The sequence below is a fragment of the Winogradskyella rapida genome (genome assembly GCF_042675845.1).
GTDB lineage: Bacteria > Bacteroidota > Bacteroidia > Flavobacteriales > Flavobacteriaceae > Winogradskyella > Winogradskyella rapida.
Map to the genome: position 1 here is coordinate 199,927 of NZ_JBHTKM010000010.1, position 22,121 is coordinate 222,047.

General features: G+C 36.5%; 14 protein-coding genes. 11 read left to right on the top strand and 3 right to left on the bottom strand.

The window, feature by feature from the left end; translation table 11 throughout:
- Positions 1-134 precede the first annotated feature (134 nt).
- Positions 135-1,514, top strand: a complete 1,380-nt coding sequence (locus tag ACFQ13_RS02775; protein ID WP_386113753.1) for a nucleotide sugar dehydrogenase — start codon at positions 135-137, stop codon at positions 1,512-1,514.
- A 74-nt stretch (positions 1,515-1,588) separates the two neighbouring features.
- On the opposite strand, the gene ACFQ13_RS02780 is transcribed toward ACFQ13_RS02775, so the two are convergent.
- On the bottom strand, positions 1,589-7,591 hold the full coding sequence (locus ACFQ13_RS02780; RefSeq protein ID WP_386113756.1) for an Ig-like domain-containing protein: 6,003 nt from the start codon (positions 7,589-7,591) through the stop codon (positions 1,589-1,591).
- A gap of 340 nt (positions 7,592-7,931) precedes the next feature.
- Here ACFQ13_RS02780 and asnB (ACFQ13_RS02785) point away from each other — a divergent pair, with 340 nt between their 5' ends.
- The 10 genes from asnB (ACFQ13_RS02785) to ACFQ13_RS02830 all read left to right on the top strand — a co-directional run bounded on the left by asnB (ACFQ13_RS02785) (position 7,932) and on the right by ACFQ13_RS02830 (position 20,180).
- Positions 7,932-9,719, top strand: a complete 1,788-nt coding sequence (gene asnB, locus ACFQ13_RS02785) for an asparagine synthase (glutamine-hydrolyzing) (RefSeq protein ID WP_386113759.1) — start codon at positions 7,932-7,934, stop codon at positions 9,717-9,719.
- An 86-nt stretch (positions 9,720-9,805) separates the two neighbouring features.
- Positions 9,806-10,744: a glycosyltransferase gene (locus tag ACFQ13_RS02790; protein WP_386113762.1), complete on the top strand. Its 939-nt coding sequence runs from the start codon at positions 9,806-9,808 to the stop codon at positions 10,742-10,744.
- A gap of 6 nt (positions 10,745-10,750) precedes the next feature.
- Positions 10,751-12,289, top strand: a complete 1,539-nt coding sequence (locus ACFQ13_RS02795) for a lipopolysaccharide biosynthesis protein (protein ID WP_386113765.1) — start codon at positions 10,751-10,753, stop codon at positions 12,287-12,289.
- A gap of 7 nt (positions 12,290-12,296) precedes the next feature.
- A complete protein-coding gene (locus tag ACFQ13_RS02800; RefSeq protein WP_386113768.1) occupies positions 12,297-13,511 on the top strand; it encodes an O-antigen ligase family protein in 1,215 nt (404 codons plus the stop codon).
- Between the two features lie 198 nt (positions 13,512-13,709).
- Entirely contained in the window at positions 13,710-14,261 is a 552-nt protein-coding gene (locus ACFQ13_RS02805) for a serine O-acetyltransferase (protein WP_386113771.1), read from the top strand.
- 1 nt (position 14,262) lies between these two features.
- Entirely contained in the window at positions 14,263-15,339 is a 1,077-nt protein-coding gene (locus ACFQ13_RS02810; protein WP_386113773.1) for a glycosyltransferase, read from the top strand.
- A complete protein-coding gene (locus ACFQ13_RS02815; protein ID WP_386113776.1) occupies positions 15,332-16,492 on the top strand; it encodes a glycosyltransferase in 1,161 nt (386 codons plus the stop codon). The genes ACFQ13_RS02810 and ACFQ13_RS02815 overlap by 8 nt, the downstream gene beginning before the upstream one ends.
- A gap of 21 nt (positions 16,493-16,513) precedes the next feature.
- Entirely contained in the window at positions 16,514-18,418 is a 1,905-nt protein-coding gene (asnB, locus tag ACFQ13_RS02820) for an asparagine synthase (glutamine-hydrolyzing) (protein WP_386113778.1), read from the top strand.
- A 6-nt stretch (positions 18,419-18,424) separates the two neighbouring features.
- A complete protein-coding gene (locus ACFQ13_RS02825) occupies positions 18,425-19,561 on the top strand; it encodes a glycosyltransferase family 4 protein (RefSeq protein ID WP_386113780.1) in 1,137 nt (378 codons plus the stop codon).
- Between the two features lie 10 nt (positions 19,562-19,571).
- The gene (locus tag ACFQ13_RS02830; RefSeq protein WP_386114130.1) at positions 19,572-20,180 is read left to right on the top strand and encodes a sugar transferase; all 609 of its coding nucleotides are present in this window, start codon (positions 19,572-19,574) and stop codon (positions 20,178-20,180) included.
- 10 nt (positions 20,181-20,190) lie between these two features.
- On the opposite strand, the gene ACFQ13_RS02835 is transcribed toward ACFQ13_RS02830, so the two are convergent.
- Both ACFQ13_RS02835 and ACFQ13_RS02840 read right to left on the bottom strand, forming a co-directional pair.
- On the bottom strand, positions 20,191-20,847 hold the full coding sequence (locus tag ACFQ13_RS02835; RefSeq protein WP_386113782.1) for an HAD family hydrolase: 657 nt from the start codon (positions 20,845-20,847) through the stop codon (positions 20,191-20,193).
- Entirely contained in the window at positions 20,831-21,811 is a 981-nt protein-coding gene (locus tag ACFQ13_RS02840; protein ID WP_386113784.1) for an ATP-grasp domain-containing protein, read from the bottom strand. Before ACFQ13_RS02840 ends, ACFQ13_RS02835 begins: the two co-directional genes overlap by 17 nt.
- Positions 21,812-22,121 lie beyond the last annotated feature (310 nt).

The window sequence follows — 22,121 nt, forward strand, 5'->3', positions numbered from 1 at the left end:
TACAATAAAAAAAAAAATTATTTTTGACCTTCGTATTAGAGGCGGGTTCCTTAAATAGAACATCTCCCTTAAACATTAAATGTAAATAACTCAATATATAATACTTGAGTACAATATAAGATAAACTTAAAAGCATGAAAATCACAAAAATTTGTTGTATTGGCGCGGGTTATGTCGGTGGACCAACAATGGCAGTAATAGCAAAGAAAAATCCTAATATTAAAGTAACTATCGTTGACATCAATGAAGCGCGTATTGCTGCATGGAACGATGAAGATGTTTCGAACTTACCTATATATGAGCCTGGTCTAGCTGAAATAGTAAAAGAAACAAGAGGGAAAAATTTATTTTTCACAACTGCAATTGACGAAGCTATTAAGGAGTCTGAAATGATTTTCATTTCTGTTAATACCCCTACCAAAACCTACGGAAAAGGAAAAGGTATGGCTGCAGATTTAAAATACGTAGAACTTTGTGCTAGAAATATTGCTGAAGTTGCTACAACAGATAAAATTGTGGTTGAAAAATCAACGTTACCTGTAAGAACAGCTCAAGCAATTAAGAGTATTCTACACAATACAGGAAGTGATGTGAACTTTAGTATCCTATCTAACCCTGAATTTTTAGCGGAAGGAACAGCTATTGAAGATTTACTTAATCCAGACCGTGTGTTAATTGGTGGAGAATCTGAAGATGCTATTGAAAGTCTTGCTAATGTTTACGGAAGTTGGGTGCCTCAAGAACGCATTTTAAGAACTAATGTTTGGTCTTCTGAATTATCAAAGCTTACTGCAAACGCCTTTTTAGCACAACGTATTTCTTCTATAAATGCGATTTCTGAACTATGTGAACATACTGAAGCTAATGTAAATGAAGTTGCAAAAGCTATTGGTATGGATTCTCGTATCGGTTCTAAATTCCTTAATGCTTCAATTGGTTTTGGAGGATCTTGTTTTCAAAAAGACATTTTAAACCTTGTTTATATTGCGCGTAGCTACGGACTTACAGAAGTTGCTGATTATTGGGAACAAGTAATTATTCTTAACGATCACCAAAAGCGTCGTTTTTCTGACAATTTAATTAGCACGTTATACAATACCGTGTCTGGAAAAAAGATTGCAATGTTAGGTTGGGCCTTTAAAAAGGACACAAACGACACTAGAGAATCAGCTGCCATTTACGTGGCGGATCATTTATTAAATGAACAAGCCAATATTGCTGTTTATGACCCTAAAGTGAATGAACAAAAGGTCTTAAATGATTTAAACTACCTAAATACACGTTCGGAAGACGAAAACAAAGATTTAGTTACCTCGTTTAACGATCCGTATGAAACAACTAAAGATGCACATGCCGTAGCGATTATGACGGAATGGGATGAGTTTAAAACTTACGATTGGCAGAAAGTTTACGATCAGATGAAAAAGCCAGCCTTTATTTTTGATGGTAGAAACATCTTAGATAAATCTGAAATGGAAGCTATTGGATTTGAATATTCTTCAATTGGAAAATAATTAAATTATAAGTCATAAAAAAAAGCACTGAATTTCAACATTCAGTGCTTTTTTTTATACCGTAGATTGAGGTTTTAATCCACAATTAGTTTTTTAGTCATACTTCTTTCTTGGTCTACAAGCTTTATAAAATAGACCCCAGATTGTAATCCGCTAACTTCAATTTGTTTTGTTACCGTTAGCGATAAAGGCTCATTGGTCACCCTCACCTGCTGTACTAATTTACCCGTCACTTCATAAATATTGATTACAGAAACATTCAGTAAGCCCGATATTTTCACATTAACGTAATCTGAAGCAGGATTAGGATACATCTCAAAAGTAAGATCTACTTGTTCATCTTCCTCATCTTCTGGTAAACCTGAAGTACAATTTAAATCGACCTCAACTTGCACTGTAGCTTCATCAAAATCTAAAGCATTAAAAACAGTCACAGTATAATCCGTCGTTTCTTCAGGAGACACGGTAATACTCGATGTTGTTTCTCCAGTACTCCAAACATAGTCATCGCCACCAGTCGCTTCTAAAGTTACCCATTCATCTAAACATATTAAGACATCTTCTCCTGCATCGGCAACAACAGGTTCAATAACATTTACAGTAACTTCTTGATCATCATAACAATTTCCTATAAAACCTCTTACATGATAAGTTGTTGTCGTAGATGGACTCACCGCAATATTAGGCTGCGTAGCGCCGTTATCCCATTCATAGGTATTCGCCCCTTGAGCTGATAAAGTAACGAAATCACCACTTAAAATTTCAACCGTTGCGCCATTGGTAATGCTAACCTCTGGACTAGGGTCTACAAAGACTGTAACTTCATCCGAATCTTCTTGAACTCCCTCAGTAACCGTTACTGAATAGGTGGTCGTTGATAAAGGACTCACAACAATACTTTGCGTGGTTTCGCCGGTACTCCATAAATAGCTATCTCCTTCAGAAGCTGTTAATTCCACTTCATAATCATCATTTTCGCAAACCGAGACATCACTTCCTGCTGAAGCATGAAATAGCGGTATCACTGTCACAGTTATTTCTGCTAATTCACTAGAACAAGAATTAGACATTCCAATGACCGTATAAGTTGTGGTTTCAGTCGGACTTACCACTATAGCGCTTGAAGTGGCACCTGTATTCCACGCGTAACTATTTGCGCCATTAGCAAATAACGTTACACTTTCACCCTCAATAAGCGTTACATCTTCACTTACAGATAAAACCGGTAAATCATGAACCGTCACCGTGACCTCATCGGAATCTGAATTTCCATAAGTATCAAATACCGTAACTGTGTATGTTGTAGTATCTAATGGAGATACTGTAATAGAAGCAGTTGTTTCACCGTTATCCCAAGCATATGTTTCTCCTCCTGTTGCAGTAAGTGTTACACTTTCTCCTGAACACATACTAACATCATTCCCTGCATTAGCGTTAAGAGCCGGAATTACCGTTACGGTTACTTCTGCAGTAGCTTCACATCCGGCTTCAGAAGTCCCTGTAACACTATATGTGGTCGTTTCCGATGGACTCACACTGATCGTCGTTGTTGTCGCTCCTGTACTCCAAGTATAGCTATCTCCTCCTGAAACCGATAATTCCGTTGTTTCACCAGCCATAATAGTTAGGTCTTCTGAAAGACTTAAGCTTGGTAAAGCGCCAACCGTTACTGTTACCGCATCCGAATCCGAGTTTCCATAAGTATCAAATACCGTAACTGTATAAATTGTCGTGTCTAATGGAGATACTGTAATTGAAGCGGTTGTTGCTCCATTGCTCCAAGTATATGTTTCACCTCCTGTTGCGGTAAGCGTTACACTTTCTCCTGAACACGTACTAACATCATTTCCTGCATTAGCATTAAGAGCAGGAATTACCGTCACGGTCACTTCTGCTGTGGCTTCACATCCGGATTCAGAAATCCCTGTGACATTATAAGTAGTCGTTGATGTTGGACTTACACTAATTGTAGCTGTTGTCGCGCCTGTACTCCAAGTATAGCTTTCTGCTCCTGAAACCGTTAATTCCGTTGTTTCACCAGCCATAATTGTTACATCTTCTGAAAGACTTAAGTTTGTTAAAGCGCCTACCGTTACTGTTACCGCATCTGAATCAGAATTCCCATAAGTATCAAATACCGTAACTGTATAAATTGTGGTTTCTTCTGGAGACACCGTAATGGAAGCAGTTGTTTCACCATTATCCCAAGTATATGTTTCTCCTCCTGTTGCCGTAAGTGTTACACTTTCCCCTGAACACATACTAACATCATTTCCTGCATTAGCATTAAGAGTAGGAATTACCGTTACGGTCACTTCTGCTGTGGCTTCACATCCTGATTCAGAAATCCCTGTGACACTATATGTAGTCGTTGACGTTGGACTCACACTGATCGTCGTTGTTGTCGCTCCTGTACTCCAAGTATAGCTATCTCCTCCTGAAACCGATAATTCCGTTGTTTCACCAGCCATAATAGTTAGGTCTTCTGAAAGACTTAAGCTTGGTAAAGCGCCAACCGTTACTGTTACCGCATCCGAATCCGAGTTTCCATAAGTATCAAATACCGTAACTGTGTAAGTTGTAGTATCTAATGGAGATACAGTAATAGAAGCGGTTGTTGCCCCATTATCCCAAGTATATGTTTCACCTCCTGTTGCGGTAAGCGTTACACTTTCTCCTGAACACATACTAACATCATTTCCAGCATTAGCATTAAGTTCTGGAATTACCGTTACGGTCACTTCTGCTGTGGCTTCACATCCTGCTTCAGAAATCCCTGTGATACTATAGGTGGTTGTCGACGTTGGACTTACACTAATTGTAGCTGTTGTCGCTCCTGTACTCCAAGTATAACTTTCTGCACCTGAAACTTCAAGAACCGTAGAAGATCCATCAATTATTGTTACATCATTACTTAGTACCAATTCCGGTAAGGCATCAACCCATACGGTAACTTCATCATTACTAGAACAAGATCCTTCAAAAACTTCAACTGTATAAGTGGTGTTTTCATTAGGACTCACCGTTATACTTGCTGTCGTTTCACCTGTACTCCATAAATAAGATTCTCCACCTTCCGCAGTTAATACCGCTTCACTATTCACACATATGGTCTGATCGGCACCTGCATTAGCATTTGGAACCTCACTAACCGTCACTATAACGGCATCAGAATCTGAATTTCCAAATTCATCCATCACCGTTACGGTGTACGTTGTCGTTTCTGAAGGGGTCACTGTTAAAGTAGATCCCGTGTCCCCTGTACTCCACAGATAGTCTATTCCTCCTGAAGCATTAAGCGTTACACTCTCTCCTAAGCAAATGGTTTCATCGTCTCCAGCATTAGCACTTAATTCAGCTACAACAGTAACCGTAACTTCCGCAGTTGTCGAACAACCTTCTTCAGATTGCCCTATAACTGTATAGGTCGTTGTAACTTCTGGTGTTACATTAATTTCAGCTGTATTATCTCCAGTACTCCATACATAAGATAAGGCTCCGTTTGCAGATAGCGTTACGGAATCCCCTTGCATAATAGTCGTATTTTCACTCACCGTAATACTTGGGGCATCATTTACAAAAACGACAACCTCATCAGTTTCAGAAAAACCATAAACATCTTCAACAGTTACTGTATAGGTCGTGGTCTCCGTAGGATTTACGTCGATTTCTGCACCTTCATCACCCGTACTCCATAAATAAGAAGTTCCACCACTAGCCGTTAAGGTTACGGTTTCACCATTACAAATAGACAAATCACTTCCCGCACTCGCATTTATGGCAGGTGCTACTGAAATGGTTACCTGTGCGGAACTTGTACAACCATTAGGTCCTGTAGCATTGACGGTATACGTTGTCGTTGTATTTGGCGTTATTGTAATTGTATTAGAGGTTTCACCCGTACTCCATAGATAAGTTTCTCCACCACTTACGTTTAACGTAACAGACGTGCCTTCTGAAATCAGCTGATCCTCAGTTAAGGTTAATTCAGGTGCTGGATTAACAGTAACATTCACTTCCGCTGTGCTTGAACAGTTTCCGTTACTCACTTCCACACTGTAAATTGTATCTTCTGTTGGACTTACTTCAATAGACGCCGTAGTTTGACCTGTACTCCATAAATATGACGTTCCTCCTGAAGCCGTTAAAGTAGTACTGCTTCCTAAACATAAGGTCTGGTCATCTCCTGCATCTGCTTCGGGAACTGCGTTAAGTACAACACTTACTTCAACATCTTCCGATTGCCCATAATCATCAGAAACTGTTACATTATACGTCGTAGTTTCCTCAGGTGTAACCGTAATACTTGCTGTTGTTTCACCGGTGCTCCAAACATAAGTTGTCCCTCCACTTGCGGTAAGCGTGGCGCTTTCGCCTGGACAAATCTGTTGGTCATCACCTGCGCTAGCTTGTAGCGCTTCAGGAAAAACCGTTATCTGAGATGTATCTGTATAATCACCATCCGTAGCGGTATACGTTATTATAGCATCTCCTGGAGCAATTGCAGTAACAAGGCCATTATCATCAACAGTTGCAACAGTCTCGTCATTAGTAGTCCACGTTCCTGTTTGGTCTGTAGCGTTCTCAGGTGTATATACCACCTCTAGTTGAAGGGTATCATCGCTATTTAATTCTGCAGATTCAGGAGATACCGAAACACTTTCCACGGGAAGTGATGGGATTGCAGCCTCTGCATCAACTTGATTTAAGTACTCTTCTAACCAAGTATACCCGCTAGGCGCAATATCATTGTGATCTTCACCTTCAGGAACATGAGCTTGAAACCAAACTTCTGGGATATGAGGATTTGACACGTAGAAATTATCAGGTCTTGTATTTACCGGAACTCCGGTGATTGTCGCTAAAAAGTTATAATAGCGGTCTTCATAAAAGAAACTTCTATCTACACCGTATTGTCCTGCCGTGTAAGCTTCATAAGCCCCTTCGCCCTCTGCTGTTTTGGCAAGATATTCAGCATCATTAACATCGTAATTCTCAATAGTGCCCCCTGCAGCCGTTAAGGATTTACTATTTCCGACAGTAGGATTATTAATGATAGCATTATAAGCTTCTACTGCTGTTTTAATTGTAAAAGTATCGTCAATTAAAGGGTATGGTGTAGACACAAACTCAGTGGCTGGCGCTAAGTTTGGTGAATTCCCCGAATCAAACTCCGCCCAAATAAGACTATTATCGGCATCAGAAAACAAGCCTTTATCCATAATATTCCCACTGGTATAAATGGTATTATCTTGAGCTGAATTCACTTGATTCATATCACTTAGTGGTAAATTATTATGAGCCCCTGCTGCATAATAATTATTAATATGATTGAGTTGAACACTCCCTTGAGGTCGACTTAACCTATAGTAATGATTCTGAGAGACATTATTAATAACATCAACTCTACCTACCGCACTAGGATTTGGAAATCTATGCGATACATTATAAAAGAAATTGTTTAAAAAAGAATTGTCGTAACTAAACTCAAAAGTATCCGGATCACCAAAAATAGCTCCCGTTTTACACTCGGCAAAAATGCTGTTTTGAACCGTAACATTATAGTTATTGCTCCCACGACACCCGAAGCCTGTCCAACCGGAATAAGAAAGAGACAAATGGTCAAACATAAGATCACTAGCATTTCCGTGGTTTCCGTAAACATCAATACCGATGTTATTGTTATCACGCTGAAATCTAAACCTCAAATAACGTAAGATCATATTTTGAACATCCCATAGCCTAAAGACATATTGGGTGTTATTAGCTGTGAAAGTAATCCCTCCTTCAGGAGAGGTCTGACCTGCAATAGTTAAATCTTCACCAGAAATAACAATGTAGTTTTCCATATTAATGACACCAGAAACATCAAAAACAATAGTTGCTGGTCTAGGCTGTGATAAAGCCCAACGAAATGTTCCTTCGGAACCATCATCTGCTAAAGAAGTTACATGATAAACGTAACCACCACGACCGCCACTTGCATAAGCACCACCACCATAAGCTGTAGGGAAAGCTTTTTGTTGGGATAGACATAAAAAAGGAATAATAAAGATGAGATAAATAATTTGTTTCATTTTTAAAAGGGGATTTTTAACTTGAATTAGGGACTAAATTTTATCTGTTTTTTAAACGAAGGGGCAATGTATAAACCAAAAAAAACAAACCCAGACTAAGGGTTTAAATTTTCGACAAACTGCATCAATCTGTAAGAATTTTACAATAAATTAATTCTCACTCTACATAAATACGACGAACGAACACATTTAGACGTTATAAATTGACATTTAACCTATTAGAGAAAATATTTACAAGAAACATTTAATTCTTAGTTACATTTATTTCCGTATTTTTAGAGTAGAACAATCTACACTTTGGCACAGTGTTATAAATTCAATTTTAATGTGTGGGATATATGTGACTAACATAGCTTATGAAAAGCCTATCATAGAAAAGAAGCTCAAATCTATTTCTTTTAGAGGTCCTGATTATACGGGAATTACAACCGTAGATCAACTCACTTTTGGGCATCTTAGGCTGTCAATTTTAGATTTAGATCCCAGGTCTCATCAACCCATGGTGAACGACCATTTAACCTTGGTTTATAACGGTGAGATTTACAACTATAAAACCATCCGAAGTGAATTAGAAACTTTAGGTTATTCTTTCCATACAGAAAGTGATACCGAAGTGCTGCTCATAGGCTTTAAACAATGGGGTAAAAACGTCCTCGATAAAATGAACGGCATGTTTGCGTTCAGCATTTACAATGCAGAAACCAATACCTTATTTTCAGCTAGAGATCGCCTTGGAGTCAAGCCTTTTTATTATTATTGGCATGAAGGTGCCCTAGAAATTTGCAGTCAGATACGACCTTTATTAAAAGGGAAGACGATTAATGAAGAAGCCATTTCCATATTCTTAGATACGGATTACATTCCTAGCCCCTACACCATTGCAGAACATGTGTATAAACTACCGCCGGGTCACTATATGGAAATTGACTTTACGCGTCAAACAAAAACCATTCACACCTATTGGAACTTAAAACCTGTAACGCTTAAAAATATAAGTTATGAAGCGGCCAAAAACGAACTTCATGATTTACTAAAAGACGCTGTAAAAATCAGGTTACAATCTGATGTTCCTATTGGTTCCTTTTTATCAGGCGGAATTGACTCTTCTTTAGTTTCTAGTATTGCCGCCAAAGTTTCACCAACGACTATAAATACCTTTTCTATTGGGTTTGAAGATCCTAAATACGATGAAAGTAAAATTGCAGAACAGTATGCTAAAATCATAAAAAGTAATCATACCACAACCATCTGTCGCGCCAGTGATATTATGGAATTGATTCCTAAACTCACCCAAGTTTATGACGAACCTTTTGCCGATAGTTCCGCATTACCATCACTGTTATTAAATAAAATAACGCGACAATACGTCACCGTAGCTCTCTCGGGTGATGGTGGAGATGAAAGCTTTATAGGCTATGAACATTTTGATTCTTTAATAAGAAACAAGCGCATCATGGATATCCCTTACCCGATTAGAAAATTCGTCTCAAAATCGGGTATTCTGAAGCTTTTTGGTATGGATACACACCGCATTCACAATGCCTTAAATACAAAAACGAGAAACGATTTTATAGAAAATATTTTCTCAAGAAAAGGATTCCTACTAAACAAACCCCGTCAAGATTGGATGAAACACTATCAAGGCTATAAATCTTGGTCGTCATTATTTTTACAGAAAGCTGCCGATTTAAATATAAAACTGTGGTTAGAAAATGATAGCAATGTAAAGGTTGATAGAGCAAGTATGGCCTACTCTGTTGAGGTTAGAAGTCCATTTTTAGATTATAGAATTATAGAGTATGCGCGTACTTTACCGATGCATTTTAAGTATGAAAAAGGAAGGCAGAAAAAAATCTTAAGAGATATTCTTAAAGACTATATTCCCGAAACCATTTTTAATCAACCCAAACAAGGATTTGCCGCCCCTATAGAACATTGGATGCGTCATGAATTACGGGATGAATTTACTCAAGCCTTAAATGATGACTTTTTAGAGAAAGTTCCAAATCTTAATATTAAGAAGTTCAAAAAATTATTTGAAGCTCACATGAGTGGAAAGGAAAATCACCGCACCTACATTTGGAAACTTTTTGTTTTAAGCAAATGGTATAAAGAATTTGAATTTTAACACGCATTGAGCCCAATAACCAGAGTAACGCTTTATTTAACCACATGATATAAATGAACCTTTAGTACCTACAATTCCCCTAACCTATGAAACATAAGATTAGCGTCATAATACCCGTCTATAACGTTGAGACCTACTTACCACGTTGTTTGGATAGTGTCATTAACCAAAGCTATAAGGATTTAGAAATCATTTTGGTTAATGATGGCTCGCAGGATAACTCCGGACAAATTTGTGACAGCTATGCCGCTAAAGACCAACGCATTGTTGTAATTCACAAAGAAAATGAAGGATCGAGTTGCGCACGAAATGTAGGCTTAGATAGCGCTAAGGGAGATTTTATTGCGTTTGTAGATAGTGATGATTATATCCATCATACTATGTTCGGGGTTATGTTAACCCATCTTTTAGAACATCAATTAGATGTTGTTGAGATAAGACCTAATTACAAAGGGTCAGAAGTCCCTCTTCTCAATGATTTTGAAATTCAAGATCATGTCGTCGCACTACAGCGAATAATAGAACAAACCACCTTCAATGTTTGGTGCCGCTTGTATAGAAAAACAGTAATTGAGGACTTACGTTTTATTCCTAAAATAATACATCAAGATGTGTTCTTTACCATCGATGTGCTCAATAGAATTGACAAAATTGGATTTTTAAACCTTCCCTTGTACTATTACAATTCCGATAACGAAAGTATTATTAGAAGCACCTATTCCTTAAGAAAGATTACGGCAGGTATTAGAGCAACGGAATACTTAACCAAGAATCTAGCGCAGTATTCAGCCTTAAAAAACACCTTAAAGAATTACGTAACCTATTATTATACCGATCATTATTTTTCACTGTCCAGGCATACCGAAATAGATGGTGATAAAGCCTTTAGAAAAAAATTAAGAAAAGCTATCATGGATTCATTCACGTTTAAAACTATGAATTTAAGATCTTTAATGGTTATTCTATTTCCTTCAAGAGTTATGGAACTAGTTTCAACGAGTTATAATAAGTTAACCTCAAGATAATGCCATATGTCTAGAGTCGCTTTCACCCTTAAGAATGCTTGGATCGCCTTAGTGTTTCAAGTTTTATATATCATCATCCAATTTTTTTCGAGGACTATTTTCCTTGAAAATTTAGGCGATGAATTTATTGGTACAGTTGAAACTCTTAAAAGTATTTTACAATTTTTAAATCTTTCTGAACTAGGCATTGGTACTGCGGTAGGATTTGCCTTATACAAGCCTTTGTTTGATAAGAATAGAGACAAAATAAATGAAATTATCGGGTATTTGGGCTTTCTCTATAAAAGGATAGGCCTTTTTATTCTTAGCGTATCGCTTTTACTTATAGCCTTCTTTCCCTTGGTCTTTAAAAACACCACGATAGAACTCCCTATTATCATTTTCTTATTCATTGCCTTGCTCGTCAGCAATTTATTAAGTTATTTCTTTGCCTATTACATGTTTCTTTTTCATGCCGACCAGAAAGGTTACATTAACACCACCATTGGTCAATCTGTATTTATATTACGGTTATTTCTACAGTGTGTAGTCCTAGTCTATCTAAATGATATAATCCTCTGGATTGCCCTAGAACTCTTAACGCCATTTATTTATATCTATATCCTTAGAAAGAAAGTCAGACAAACCTACCCATGGCTTATTTTTAATTTAAAAATCACCAAGGTCATTCGGCAAAACCAGAAAGGCTTACTGAGGAAAATAAAACAGATAAGCTTCCATAAACTAGGCAGTTTTGTGAGTAACAGTACGGATAACATAATTATTTTCTCACTGGTTTCTCCGGCTATGGTAGCCTTTGTAGGCAATTACCAGATGATAATGAACAACATTAACCTCTTGGTCAGTAAATTATTTGAAGGAACAGACGCTGGAGTTGGTAATTTAGTCGCTGAAAACAATAAAACCAATATGCTGAAAGTATTTTGGGAGTTTATGGCGCTGAGATTTTTTATTGCAGGCTGCTCTACCGTTTTACTCTATACCGGTTTTAATGATTTAATCACCATTTGGCTCGGTGAAAAATACCTGCTTTCTAACACTATTCTTATGGTGTTAATTCTGATATTTTTTATGCTTCAAATAAGACAACCCGTAGACAGTTTTAAGCAAGCTTATGGACTTTATGATGATATTTGGTCTCCTGTTATACAGAGCCTTATCAATTTAACTTTATCTATAATTTTTGTTATAAAATATGGTGTTTTAGGCGTGTTTTTAGGAACTTTAATTAGCCAATTTATCATCGTTATGCTGTGGAGACCTTATTATGTTTTTAAATACGGCTTTAAAATTAACCACTTCATGTATTGGAAAGGCATTAGCCTACATCTTCTCTATGTGGTCATGGCTTTGATGATCTATAAGTATTGTGCATCATTTTTTGAAATTCAAGAGAATCCAAACCTATTCTCTTTATTAGGAACTCTAATGAAATTTGGCATCCTCTTTTTCTTAATTTATTTCTCTATCTTAAGCTTATTAAGTAAAGGCTTTAAAGATTTAATCTCTAGACTATTTACACTCATTAAAAAGAAAATTAAGTAATCTAACTATGAAATACCTCATTGCTGTTTTACTCATCTTATTGGCGTCTTACGCTGATATCTTTTTATTTAGAATAGGTATTATTCCGTTGCAACCGTCGTATTTTGTCATTCCGCTTTTTTTAAGTGTTTGTTTAATTAAATACCCGCTATTAGATTATTTAGACATTTTAAAATCGCATTCCTTTAAATTTTTCTTAAGCATTTTAATTTTCTCTATTGTTTATGCTGCCATCACTGAAGTGAGTACCGCAACAATAACCACTAATGTTACTTTAGACATAATTACCTTATTAATATATGTATTTGCCGTACATTTTTTTAGAACCGAAAAAAAGGCGTTAGTTTTTGCGGTCATCTTTTTCGCCTTTGTCACTCTTGCCGGTAGTGTGGTGTATGATTTTATTATCGGATTGCCCAAGTACAGCGTTAAACTATCTGAAGCAGTTCGGAAAGGTGGTTTTGGCGAAAATCCCAACCAAGCGGCTTCTGGTATTAAGTTTTTGGCTTTAGCCACATTGGTGTTTTTACATCGTTTTAAAACCAAACGCATGTTTCTAATTGCCGCCATGGTTATTGCTGTGTTCCTAACCTTTTCTCGTAGCGGTATTGTTTCTGTAATCTTAATTTTAGTTTTTGGGATCGCTAATAACTGGAACACCAATTTTACAATTAGCGTTCCGATCCTTTTTAAGAGCTTCTTTAAAATGGCCCTTCTTTTTTCGACCTTATATCTAGGTTTGGTCTTATTAGCTGGGGTTATTAAAGACAACTTTCCTGCCTTTACGCGCGGTGCTGCAGGAGACCGTATTGATCTTATTATTGGTAAAAGTGAAAAAGGGGCTATTTCTGAAGATGTTGGGTCTGGCGGAGGTCGTGGTGACCTAATGTTTGAATATTTCAGAAAATTTAAAGCACAGCCGTTTGGTTATGGTACAGGGTACACTTCTGAAAAACGTTTTAACGCTCTAAATACGCATAACTATTACCTCTTTTTAGCCGTTAATTACGGTATCCTAGCCCTAATTATTTATCTGATTTATTTAGGTTTTGGAATTAAAATCGCTATTAAATCAGACCAATTTTACTATTTAATTTTCTTAAGCCTCCTTATTTTTGAAGGCCTAATCTCCCATTCCATTTATCAAGAAAGAGCACTTTTAATAAGCTTAGCCTTTTTTGATAGCCTCATCTATAAACGACAGCAAGAAAATCTCGAATAAAAAAGAATTTACACCTCTCATAAAAACCATTTTTTATCAATTAAATAAAAATTTCACACCCTAATAATAACGAATCTTGCATTTTAACCCAATTTATTGCTGATCTGTCAATTAATACTACAAAAAACAGATTTAATTTTCATATTTGTTAGAGACCGCAAAACGTTCTAAGCGTAGATTGTAAAACCGAATAGGCAAATGAAACATATAGATAAAATTATAAAAACTGATTTATATCGATATGGTGGCCTAACGCGAATTTTCAAAGGAAAACGCAACCCGGGTTTTCATTATATGTATTACCTCCGGAAAGCCTCACAACATCAAAAAAGGTCACTTTTAGGAATTTACTATTATCTTATCCTAAAACGTCTTGGATATAAATACGGCTTTCAAATTCCGGTGACTACAACCATTGGAAAAGGATTTTACATCGGTCATTTCGGGACAATAGTAATTAATAAAGACAGTATTATAGGAGACTATTGCAATATTGCCCATTGCACAACTATAGGGCAAACAAATAGAGGTCGACTTGAAGGAAGTCCCACCATCGGAAATTTTGTATGGATAGGTACAGGTTGTGTCATCACAGGGAAAATAACAATTGGAGACAATGTCCTCATTGCCCCTAACTCTTTTGTCAACTTTGATGTTCCTGCAAACTCATTGGTTATAGGAAATCCTGCCAAAATAGTAAGCAAAGACAATCCTACAGACGGATATATCAATAATATTTTAAGCATATAATATGGAGACCAAGACCAAAACTGATATCGTTTTTATATTACCCAACCTTCTCCCTGGTGGCGCGGAACGTGTGTTTTCTTTTATCGCTCAAAATATAGATAAAACACAGTTCAATGCTACGCTCTTAATTATAGGGTTTTCTAAAGATGCTTCTTACGATGTGGAAGGTATAAATCTCGTGTTTTTAGAAAAATCACGTGTTTTAAATGGTACGATTCCTCTATTTAAATTTCTTTTAAAACATAAGCCCGATATTGTGCTCAGTGCCGTAGGTCACCTAAATACTATAGTGGCTTATATGTCCCTATTTTTTCCGAAGACAAAATTTATAGCCCGAGAAGTTACTGTACTCAGCGTTGATGTTGATTTTTTTAAAACGAATAGCTTCGATCCATGGAGCCTAATCATTAAAAAAAGATTTCATTTTTTTGATAAAATCATCTGTCAGTCTCAAGACATGCAAGACGATATTATAAAAAACTACACCATTAAACCTGAAAAGATTGTGGTAATCAACAATCCCATTACAGACCATTTTCAACTTAAACCCGAAACCCCTTCAGAAGGCGTTGTTCAGTTTATTACGGTGGGAAGACTCAGTAAAGAAAAGGGATACGAACGCTTATTAAAAATTCTTTCTAAAGTAGAATTTCCATTTCATTATACCATTATAGGAAATGGCAACCAAAAAGAAGCCGTATTGTCATTAGCAGATGAATACAACTTAACAGACAAGATTACGCATATTCATTTTACTAAAGAGGTTTCAAAATATTTAGCCAAGAGCGATTTTTTCTTGCAAGGCTCTTATTACGAAGGCTTTCCCAACTGCCTCATAGAATCCTGTTCTGTTGGGACTCCGGTGATTGCCTTTGACGTCCCCGGAGGCACTAAAGAAATTATTGAAGATGGTGTAAACGGTTATTTGGTAGCTAATGAAGCCGATTTTTTAGAAGCCCTAAACCACTCCAAATCATGGAATCCTGAAGCGGTGAGAACATCGGTATACAGTAAGTTTAATAGAACTAAAATTATACAACAATACGAAACCCTATTTAATGATCTTATAAATGCCTAAAGCCCCTATGAAATTAGCCATATTCATATATTCATTATCTGGCGGTGGTGCCGAAAGACAGACCTCATACATCCTGTCTTATTGCCACAACCACAATATCGATGCGCATTTAATTTTAATGAATACGATAATTAAATATGAGGTTCCGAAGGAAATTCCTATTCATTTTTTAGAGCAATCAGAATCGGATGAAAACGGAACGATAAAAGCTTTAAAAATCCCGTATTTGGCCTATAAATATTCACGATTATTAAAAAAACTTCAAATTACACATAGTGTTAGCCTTTTAACGCGGCCTAATTACATCAACCTAATAGCCCAAAAGTTAACACGACATCCGTTTAAGGTCATCGTGAATGAATTGGCTTTTCCGTCTTTACAGTATAGTTATCCTGGTTTTCAATCGAAATTCAACAAAACCTTGATTAAAAACCTCTTTAAAAATGCCGATTTAATTATCAGTAATTCTGAAGGTAATGCTAAAGATCTTATTGACAATTTTGAAGTTCCAAGTGGCATTGTAAGTGTGGTGCACAACCCTATAGATTTAAAAAAAATAAATGCGATCGCACCAGTGCCTGATGTTTTTGATCCACAAAATTTTAATATCATTACTTTAGGACGGTTAGATGTTGGCAAAAACCATAAAATGCTTATTGAAGCTATTGCACAGCTAAACCATCCACGCGTACGACTTTATATTTTTGGCGTGGGCGATATGCAGGAGCCTCTAGAAGACCTCATTCAAAAATTAGATGTCGACCAACACGTATTTCTCATGGGGTTTGACCCTAATCCGTACCAGTATCTCAAAGCGGCAGACCTTTTTATGTTTGGCTCTAATCATGAAGGTTTTCCAAATGTATTACTAGAAGCCATGGCATGCCAACTTCCTATTCTTACTACAAATTGCGAATCTGGTCCTAATGAAATTATGGAACTCAAAACCATAAAAAACGACCTTATGATTACAGATTACGGCATTTTGGTTCCGGTAAAAAATAAGGATCTAATGGCAAAAGGCATTCAATACTTTTTAGATCATAAAACTTATGCTGAATCGTGTAAAACCCACGGGAAGCGTCGCATCCTAGCATTTGAAAAAAATAATATTTTAAAAAAATATTTAGATCTTATCATTAACACCAAGTAACCCAACCCTAAAGCAATTAAAATGTGCGGAATTAACGGTATTATCACCACATCTCAAAAAAGTAAAGAAGACATCAAGTCTATTCTTAACACGATGAATACCCTTATTATTCATAGAGGTCCAGATGACGATGGCATTTATGCCGATGAAAATGCCACGCATTCTGTGGGCATGGGCATGAGACGCTTAGCCATTATAGATTTATCTACTGGAAAACAGCCTATGTATTCAGATGATAAGCAAATCACCATTGTATTTAACGGTGAAATATATAATTATAAAACTCTAAAATCGAGATTAGAATCAGAAGGACTTCAGTTTAAAACCACAAGTGATACTGAGGTGATTTTAAGAGCTTATGAGCGGTTTGGTGTCGAAGCTTTTCAGTGGCTCGATGGTATGTATGCCTTCAGTATTCATGATAAAAGAAAAAACAAACTCTATATTGCAAGAGACTTTTTCGGAGAAAAGCCCCTGTATTACACCCAAACCGACAAGGCTTTTATTTGGGCTTCAGAATTAAAATCGATTATAAAGACTATTGATTTTACACCTCAAATTTCAAAGAAAGGCTTAAACTTATATTTCAGACTAACCTATATTCCTGCTCCTCATACTATTTATGAGACTATCTTTAAGCTAGAAGCTAACCATTATATCACTTATGATATTGCGAGTCAAAGCACATCCATACACGAAATCCATAAAGCGCCAAAGGCTGAAACAGCTCCTTTAACCTTTGAACAAGCAAAACATAAAACAAAAGCATTGGTATACGATAGTGTAGAAAGCCGATCTATTGCTGATGTTGGCTTGGGCACTTTTCTATCGGGCGGCGTGGATTCCTCAATTATTTCCTTATGCTTAGCACAAACCACAACTAAAAAAATAGACACCTTTTCTATAGGTTTTAAAAAAGCGTCTTATGATGAAACTGATAAATCTAGAGTTGTTGCTGAACAATTAAATAGTAAGCACCACGAATTTATCATTGACGAAGACGATTTAAAGAATAACATTCATCAAATTTTAATCAATTTTGATGAACCTTTTTCCGATACAGCAGCCCTACCCACACATCTTCTTTCAGAAAAAACAAGAGCCCATGTTACAGTGGCCTTAACAGGCGATGGTGGCGATGAGGTTTTTGGAGGCTACAACAAATATTACATTGGTAAAATGAATAAAAAATACACCAATATTGTTCCTAAAACCTTACATGAAAAAATTAAGCACTTAAGCGGGAAATACCTTATCGATAAAGACGATACCAGAGGAAGAAAATTTCAGATTAATAAATTATTAAACGCTATCCATTACGATGGCGAATTCTACTGGGATATCATCTCATTAGCCAATACCAAAACGCAACTCGCAGAGCTATTTACCCCAGAGTATTTCGATGCCGACATTTTTAAAGCCTATAAAACCACCTTAGGAAAACAAAAAATTGAAAGTCTGACTGATTTTAGAGCTGTAGATAAAATTTTAAGCTTAGAAGGTGGTATGTTAGCTAAGGTAGACCGTACCAGCATGTTAACCTCTTTAGAATGTAGAGCTCCTTTTCTTAACCGAGAACTTTGGGAATTTACCAACACACTGCCAGAAGCTTATTTAATGAAAGGTTGGAATAAAAAACACATCTTAAAAGAAGCCTTTAAAGATCAGTTTCCTGAAGGGTTTTTAGAAAAAAGTAAAAGCGGATTTGGATCTCCAACTGGCGACTGGCTAAGACAAAGTCTAAGAGCAGAACTGGAACACTATATTGAACCTGAACTTCTAAAAAAACAAGGGTTTTTCAATATCGCCGTTATCACCAAGCTTGTAAAAGACCATTTAAGCAGTAAAAAAGACAGCACTTTTAGAGTCTGGTCGTATTACTGTTTTCAAAAATGGTACCACTACAATTACCTCAATCAAAACTAAGCCGATATGAAAAAGAAAAACATCTTACTTATTGCGTCTTATGCAGGCTCCTTAATTTGGTTTAGAGGTGATTTTATTAAAAGCCTTATTGCTAACCAATTTAAGGTCTTTACTGCCGCCCCTAATTATACCGACGAGGATATTGAATTGCTTAGCAATTTAGGTGCAACGCCGGTAGAATTTAATCTGCAACGTACTGGCCTTAACCCTATAAACGACTTTAAGTCCATTAAAGCATTAAGGGCCATTATTAAAAACAATAACATAGATCTGGTATTTCCTTATACCGTTAAGCCTGTCATTTACGGTTCTTTTGCCGCTAACAGTTGTAATGTTCCTGTAACCTCACTCATTACCGGTTTGGGGTATGCCTTTACAGGACTTAGCCTTAAAGCTAAAATCCTACAGCGTTTTAACGAAATGCTGTATAGGCTCTCCATCCGAAAAAACAAAGTCATAATTTTTCAAAATAAAGATGACCACCAACTGTTTTTAGATCGGCATGTTATTTCAAAAAAGCAAACCGTTGCTTTTGTCAGTGGCTCTGGCGTTAACTTAAATACCTTTACGTTTAAGGAGAAAGAAACCTTAAATCCTATTCGTTTTCTATTGGTTGCCCGTCTTATTGAAGAAAAAGGCATCGCTTTGTATATGGAAGCCGCCAAACAATTAAAAAAGAATTACCCAAAGGCCGAGTTTCATCTTATTGGTGTGGTAGAAACCTCCCCTTCTGCCATCAATGAGGAGGAACTGAATAGATTGCACCAAGAAGGAATAATTATTTTTCATGGTCCACAATCTAATGTAGCAACCCACCTTCATAATACCAATGTTTTTGTTTTACCGAGTTATTACCGTGAAGGTTTACCAAGAACCACATTAGAAGCCTGTGCTACGGGCACCCCAATAATTACTACAGATTCTGTGGGCTGTAGAGAGGCTGTAAAACCCGGTAAAAACGGATTCCTTATTCCGCCTCAAAACTTGGAGGCTTTGGTAGAAGCTATGGAATACTGCATTACCCACCCCGAGGAATTAAAGGCTATGGGAAGAGAAAGTAGAATCTATGCCGAAGAACGATTTGATGTCAACATTATAAATAAAGACCTCGTCCAACTCATTAAAGCGGTCTTAAACGTGTAATATTATGAATATATACAGATCTTTTATTAAACCCTGTGGCGATGTTTTAGCCGCTACTTTAGGCCTTTTACTCATAGCGCCAATCTTTCTTATTTTGATGATTAGTTTATTTATCCTTAATAATGGTAAACCGTTTTTTTATCAAGCACGAACAGGAAAAAATGGACAAATTTTCACCATCATTAAGTTTAAAACCATGACAGATAAAACCGATGCCAACGGCGACTTACTTCCTGCCATGAAACGCGTCACTAAAGTGGGGAATTTTTGCCGAAAATTATCCTTAGATGAATTACCACAACTCATCAACATTATAAAAAGAGACATGAGTCTTATTGGCCCACGCCCCCTCTTACCACAGTATTTACAGTATTATAATGAAGAGCAAAACCGAAGACACGAGGTTTTACCAGGCATAACGGGTTGGGCACAAGTCAATGGACGAAACACCATAAGTTGGGAACAAAAGTTTGACTACGATGTGTACTATGTAGAGCACCAAAGTTTTATATTAGATTTTAAAATTCTTTTAAAAACGATTGATAAAGTCATCAATAGAAAGGACATTAACAGTTCTGAAAACCTAAATATGCCAGAATTTAGAGGCAGTGACACTTAAGGCTTCGAGCTTAAACTACCGTTAATTGCTTGAAATCGATAATAAAATGATCGGGTTGGTATTTGGCTTCCATACATTGATGCGATTCATAATGGATGTTTTTACCATTATCTACTAAAGCTATGGTTGTCCACCCTAAGACATTGGGCACAATAAAATCTTTTTTCAAATTATCAGCAATATAGCAATAGCTACATTGCGGTAAGGCAGACTCTAAAGCTTTAAAGTTAGCTAGACAAGGTTTTTCAGTGCCAATCTCTTCAGAAATAACAATTTTATCGATATCATTATAAATCCCCAAGCGTTCTAATTTTACACGCTGCGTTAGGGATCTTCCGTCTGTAATGACACCTATTTTTCCTTGATTCTGTTTTATGGCTTTAAAGACGTCCAGCACGCCATCAAACAACTGAATATCCGGAATATGATTCCGATACATATCAATGAGTTCAGCCGTTTCAACAGCATAGCATTCCGATAAGAATTCAAAAACATTATGCTTGGAACGGTAGAGCGAAAACATCTTAGAATAGAGCATTTCCCATTTTTGGGGATCTAACGTTTGTGCAATAGCCCTATAGGCCGATTTCAGATACTCTAATTCATTATATAAAGTATCATCTAAATCAAATACAACCGCAGTATTTTTACTAACCTTTAAATCCATGGACTAAAATTTCGTCATCGTACCGTATCATTAACAAATCGCGCTCCCAAACGTCAAACTTATCTTCTATAGTTTTCCCGAGTAAATACTCGTCAATAAGCCATTTGGTATAGTTGGCCCCTGAGAGATAAGACAAGGGGTATCCGCCTCCAAATCGCGGGTTAATTTCAATGGCATATATTTGTGACGGATCCGTTTTATGAAGAAAAAACTGTGCCGTTAAACAGCCCACAGCCCCTTCAACAAACTTCAAGTGTTTCTTTAAGTAAACCACCAATTCATTATTAACCGTCAACGCTTTATAAACTTCACCATCCCTAACCGATAAGCGTTTTCTTGGAACCACACACCTTAACTGATGATCTTTTGAATAATACAAATCGCAGGTAAATTCTTCAAATTTATCATGATCTATATATTCTAAAAACATGAGTTTATCATTCTGAAAATGGTAATCCGTAAGATCTTCTTCCGTTTTTATAACATAGGTATCCACACTCCTACTTCCATCAATAGGTTTTATAAATAAGGGTAAAACATAATTATCCTTGTTGTACTCTTTGGCCACTTTTATATTATGAGAACGAAAGAAATCATGAATAACGCGTTTGTTGCGACATGCATTAACAAAGTCTACTGAAGAAATCACCACTTCAATCCCTTCCGCTTTAAACATAGCTTTATTATGAGCAAGGGCAAGCAATTCGGTATCAATCGTCGGGATAACTAAACCTATATCATTTTTTTTACATAAATAGAGAATAACGGAAATATAGTCTGGAGCATCTAGTTTAGGGACATCAAAGTGCGCATCGGCTATATGGCAAGCCGCAGACATCATTGGTTTTGCATCTGCTGCAAACACTTTAGCTGTAGGCGCTATTCTTTTTAATTCCTTCTGAAACGACCTTACTAAAGAAACTCTCCGTCCGGCTGAAGTGATTAAGACATTGATATTCTTCATTGAAGTTGGCGTTTTACTAGATTTTATTCAGCATAAATATAAGTAATATAATCCGTCTTTAAAACACGAACAATAGAGATCTTTATGAAGCTATCCTCTAAAAATATTATTAATTTGATAATTTAAGCCATAATTTTTTATAAATTCAACATAATTCATTCATAAATTAATAAGAACGTAATTTTATACCCTTCATCGTTTTATTTGGTGAAATTCGAGTTAAAAGCGCATATTTATCATACCTAATTAGCGGTGTTTGGTTTAAAAGGCCAAAACAGTAGATTAAACACAAACCTTACAACTTTTTACA

What these genes read in the sequence shown, in the direction of transcription:
- ACFQ13_RS02775 (WP_386113753.1), top strand. Translation starts at nt 135, where the DNA reads ATGAAAATCACAAAAATTTGTTGTATTGGCGCGGGTTATGTCGGTGGA.
- ACFQ13_RS02780 (WP_386113756.1), bottom strand. Translation starts at nt 7,591, where the DNA reads ATGAAACAAATTATTTATCTCATCTTTATTATTCCTTTTTTATGTCTA.
- ACFQ13_RS02790 (WP_386113762.1), top strand. Translation starts at nt 9,806, where the DNA reads ATGAAACATAAGATTAGCGTCATAATACCCGTCTATAACGTTGAGACC.
- ACFQ13_RS02795 (WP_386113765.1), top strand. Translation starts at nt 10,751, where the DNA reads ATGTCTAGAGTCGCTTTCACCCTTAAGAATGCTTGGATCGCCTTAGTG.
- ACFQ13_RS02800 (WP_386113768.1), top strand. Translation starts at nt 12,297, where the DNA reads ATGAAATACCTCATTGCTGTTTTACTCATCTTATTGGCGTCTTACGCT.
- ACFQ13_RS02805 (WP_386113771.1), top strand. Translation starts at nt 13,710, where the DNA reads ATGAAACATATAGATAAAATTATAAAAACTGATTTATATCGATATGGT.
- ACFQ13_RS02810 (WP_386113773.1), top strand. Translation starts at nt 14,263, where the DNA reads ATGGAGACCAAGACCAAAACTGATATCGTTTTTATATTACCCAACCTT.
- ACFQ13_RS02815 (WP_386113776.1), top strand. Translation starts at nt 15,332, where the DNA reads ATGCCTAAAGCCCCTATGAAATTAGCCATATTCATATATTCATTATCT.
- asnB (WP_386113778.1), top strand. Translation starts at nt 16,514, where the DNA reads ATGTGCGGAATTAACGGTATTATCACCACATCTCAAAAAAGTAAAGAA.
- ACFQ13_RS02825 (WP_386113780.1), top strand. Translation starts at nt 18,425, where the DNA reads ATGAAAAAGAAAAACATCTTACTTATTGCGTCTTATGCAGGCTCCTTA.
- ACFQ13_RS02835 (WP_386113782.1), bottom strand. Translation starts at nt 20,847, where the DNA reads ATGGATTTAAAGGTTAGTAAAAATACTGCGGTTGTATTTGATTTAGAT.
- ACFQ13_RS02840 (WP_386113784.1), bottom strand. Translation starts at nt 21,811, where the DNA reads ATGAAGAATATCAATGTCTTAATCACTTCAGCCGGACGGAGAGTTTCT.